Genomic DNA, 4,302 nt, shown 5'->3' on the forward strand with positions numbered 1-4,302 from the left:
TTACTCTGTATCACCTTCGGCAGAAAGGGCTTTGTTTTGTCATGCAAACTCACCCAGTGATACCTAGCCTCATATGAAGTTCGTGTTCCTCAGACCGGAAGTTTGCCGCTCGCTTCCTTCAGATTCCGCGTCACCACGGACACCCTTGCGTTAAGCTAACTGCTACTTCTGCCTTCGCAGCTCGGGACTTTCACCCTATAGATTACACCCATGCCGGGCGCACGTTAAAAAAGCAGCTAGGAAAATCCTAAGCTGCTTTATTCCTTTGTGCATTTTTTACAATTGCATATTTATATATCCAATCCTTCATACGTGTAAATACAAGCATAAATATCATGGATATTATTAATCCCTTTATTATATTAAATGGTAGAATTCCCGGTACAACATAATTTCGCATATCTGGAAAACCCATTAATGCCGTATAAGCTGGCAAAATAAATAAGTAATTTAAAATACTCATTAAAATAGACATAATAAATGTTCCTGTGATTAATGCAATGGTCATCCCTTTATTTGTTTTTAATTTCCGATAAACATAATAAGTTGGTAAAACAAAAAATGTTCCGGCCAAGAAATTAGCCATTTGTCCGATCGGAATTCCTGTAGGGCTGCCCTTCATAATAAAGTCAAGCAAATTCTTAAATAATTCGACTAAGATTCCTGCAACAGGTCCATATACCAATACGGCAATAAGCGCAGGAATATCACTAAAATCGATTAACAAAAATGCTTGGAAAGGCGGTAACGGGAAGTTAAGCAACATTAGTAAATAAGCAATACTGCTTAGCATTCCTATGGATACCATAGATTTAACCTTTGAGTTTTTCATTTCTTACATCTTCCTCTCTCCATTTTATTGATCCATCAAAATAGGAAGAGAGGTTCAGCTAAAGACGCCTAAAACAAAAGAACCTCAAGATAAATCTTGAGGGAGTTAGAATAGGCATGCTAAATAAACGTTCACATAATAAAAATTTTTTGAACGCGTGCAGAACCTCCATCTTCTCCCATCCAGACTTTACTGTCGGCTTTGGAATCTCACCAAATCCTGCCCATAAAAGGCTCGCGGGCTTAAGAGCATTGCTCTAATACCGCCGGTCGGGAATTTCACCCTGCCCCGAAGATAGATCGATATGAAATTATAATTACATTATACTGAAAAAAGAACCACATGTTAAGATAAAACTATATATTTGGTATAATAATTGCCCGTGATCATCACGGGCTAGCACTTTACTTTATAATTAATATTTGATTTGGTTGAATGACATCTGAAGTTAAACCATTTATTTCTTTTAAGTCTGAAACAGGCATATGAATACTTTTAGCAATAGAATATAAAGTATCTCCCTTTTTTACCTGATAAAGCTTTTTATTGGATAGGGCTAGTTGTTGAGATGGTTGGGTAACTTGCTGATGTATTTGTGAACTTACCTCTAAAACCTCTTTTCCAATACCTGCAACACCTCCCTTTACAGCCTCACCCACATCTGCTTTACCTAGCAGTATTTCAGGATCAATGGCAAATTTCTTATCATATCTCCATTCTTGCTGATGTGATTCGAAATGAAGGTGAGTTCCCGTTGAATGACCTGTCTTTCCCATATGACCTATAACATCACCTTGTTTTACTTTTTCTCCAGTCGTTACTGCTCTGCTGCTTAAATGAGCATAAACGGTGACAAAATTGCTAGGATGCTTGATAAATACTACATTCCCATATGTATTTGAATAGTAAGACTTTATCACTTCTCCTTCTTCAACGGAAAGGATCGGTGTCCCCCATTTTCCTGCAATATCTATTCCCTTATGTTTTCCATTCCTTGTCCCAAATGTGTCAGAAATCACCCCATCTGCTGGCCAAATCCAGTGCTCTTTAGCGTTCATTGTTTGTAGACTTTCTGCTTCGGTAGTTCTCACCCCTAAAAACAATAAACTTACACAAAGTGCCATGATAATAGCAATTAGAAACCTCTTTATATAGTCAAGCATTTGTAAACCATTTCCTCCTTTTAATCTTATCCTCTCATCAACCATATGTTCCCTTAATGTGGTTTAGAACAATACAATTTGAATGACAGTTTGACCATACTTGTTATAATTTGGAGTCTTTCCTTTTTTTATACAAAAAAAATCAACCTTATCAGGCTGATTTTTTATTGTATTTCCCGCAAGTTAGGTGCAAGTGGTACATTGATCTCTTTTGTTAAATCAAATGAGCCGATATTGGAAATAGGAGGATTGGTCACTAAAACTTGTTCAAATCCAAATTCTTTAGCTGTTAAAAGAACAGCCTCTAATGACCAAACTGTCATTTGGTCATCTTTTAATTTAGTATTATTATTTAAAGTAAGAAGCAATTTTTTATCATCTGTTGAAACTTGATTGATCACAAACGATGGTACCAATGACCTTTCTAATCTATATTCTTGTATATCCCCTGTCATTGCATCAAAGGCTGTATTTATATCTTTATAGACACTAGGTGAAGGAACCAAAAATGGAATATTACTACCTTCTGGATAATAAAAGAAATATGCGTGTTTTTTTTCATCCTTAATGTCCATTTCTTCAACCACACCATAATTCCCCAGTACAATTCCAGGCTTACCATTTGTTGTGAATTTTATTTGTTTCACTTCACTATTGGAAGAAATATTTTTCTTTAACATATTAATAAATAGTGTTTCCTGGTTAGAACCTTGGCCATACGTGTGATCAGGAGGAACATCAACAATTACTTTTCTCTCATTCTTATCTAAACTTAGTGAAGCATTTAGGGGGTAATAATCACTTAATCCCCATTCTTTTTCCTTTAAACTAGCCATATTTTCATTAAATAAACTCAACCAGTTTTTGTTTTTTTCATCATTGACAATCGTAGCAACTGGTATAAGATTTTGATCTTGCACACCATCTGGTATCCAAAAAATTAATACTTTTCCATCTTGTAAATCAGTATCACCATATACCGCTGTTTTAACAGAAGTTTCATTAGTGACTTTCGTTTTTGGTGCTTCTGATTGATCCTTTAAAATCCCAGCATTATTGATCACATTGCCCGACTCTTGATTTTCCCTTGCCAGCTCCCTATTACTAGTGGATTCTTCCTTTAACTTTTCTAATGAATGTTGGTTATTATCAATTATATTCGAAGCAATTAAGAATAGAAGAAACAACGCGGCAACTGAAGCAATTCCAGGAAATAGCCATGGAAAAGTTCTACGCTTTTTTGGTGAAAGTTTTTGATAAATGTCACGCGGATCGCGATAATCTTTAACTTTTGGCATCTCTTTTAATAATTCAATGAGCTCTTTATCGCTCCACTCTGACTTTTTCACTTGTTAGACCCTCCTTTTCATAAAAAGTTGCCATTTGTTTCTTCAATAGTTTTAAGGCTCGATGCTGTGTTGTTTTTACTTTACTTTCCGTCCATTCTAAAGCCTCTGCTGTTTCCGTGATTGATAAATCATGTAAAAATCGAAGAATAATAACAGCTCTTTGATCCACAGTACAATAATCTAGGCATTTAAATACCCATAGTATCTCTTCCTTCTGAATAGCAATTTCCTCTGGAATAGGAACATTATCCTTTATTTCGCTCATTGACCAATCAAACTTTTCAAGAATTCTTCCCTTCCAACCTTTTTGCTTTCGGAAATAATCAATAGCAACATTCCTTGCAATGGAAAAAAGCCATGTTTTCTCACTACTTTTTCCTTCAAAACGATTATAAGATTTGAAAACTCTTATATATACTTCTTGAACAAGATCTTCTGCCTGCTCTCTGTTTCTTACCATATAAAATAAAAATTGAAAAACGTCTTGATGATAATTTTGGTAAAGCTCATTAAAAACGGAGTCCATCATTTCCCCTCCCCGTTCAACTTATTAGTCGATGGTTTTATGTAAAAGGTTTCAGCTTTTTACTCTACTATAGACCTTATATAGCAAAAAAGGAAGGTATTGAATGGAAATTGGTATTTTTTGAAGATGTTTTTTACTAAAGATAAGTCTAAATTCATTGTTTTCTGTACACCAAGCGTATTCAATTCCTACATTCATCACGGAGAACCCTGCATAGACCGAAACTTCTGAAGTTGGATTCTAGGCGCCTTGTACTCTGCAAAAAGGAATATAATTAATCATCTTTTTCCTTATATATTGTAGTTAATCGAGTAGGAGGGGGTGACTAACCCCCGACCTCTCACACCACCGTACGTACCGTTCGGTATACGGCGGTTCTATTAAGATTGACGAAGAAATTCATAACGATCATATAGACTTTTCAACCCTCGT

Annotated in this window: 4 protein-coding genes and 1 riboswitch; all 4 genes read right to left on the bottom strand. The window is 35.4% G+C overall.

What is annotated here, in order from left to right; all coding sequences use genetic code 11:
- Window positions 1–247 precede the first annotated feature (247 nt).
- Entirely contained in the window at window positions 248–832 is a 585-nt protein-coding gene (locus GZA11_RS16060; RefSeq protein ID WP_163184383.1) for an ECF transporter S component, read from the bottom strand.
- Window positions 833–998: 166 nt separating this feature from the next.
- A riboswitch (FMN riboswitch) is annotated at window positions 999–1,132 on the bottom strand.
- Between the two features lie 104 nt (window positions 1,133–1,236).
- Complete coding sequence (locus GZA11_RS16065; RefSeq protein ID WP_038535923.1) at window positions 1,237–1,995, bottom strand: peptidoglycan DD-metalloendopeptidase family protein; 759 nt, start codon at window positions 1,993–1,995, stop codon at window positions 1,237–1,239.
- A gap of 164 nt (window positions 1,996–2,159) precedes the next feature.
- Window positions 2,160–3,344 carry a negative regulator of sigma-X activity gene (locus tag GZA11_RS16070; protein WP_163184384.1) on the bottom strand — a complete coding sequence of 395 codons (1,185 nt, stop codon included), beginning with the start codon at window positions 3,342–3,344 and terminating at the stop codon, window positions 2,160–2,162.
- Window positions 3,319–3,870, bottom strand: a complete 552-nt coding sequence (gene sigX, locus GZA11_RS16075) for an RNA polymerase sigma factor SigX (protein ID WP_038535927.1) — start codon at window positions 3,868–3,870, stop codon at window positions 3,319–3,321. The genes GZA11_RS16070 and sigX overlap by 26 nt, the downstream gene beginning before the upstream one ends.
- Between the last annotated feature and the right edge of the window lie 432 nt (window positions 3,871–4,302).

It is taken from the genome of Neobacillus sedimentimangrovi, assembly GCF_010614825.1.
In the GTDB taxonomy this organism is placed as follows: Bacteria; Bacillota; Bacilli; order Bacillales; family Cytobacillaceae; genus Neobacillus; species Neobacillus thermocopriae.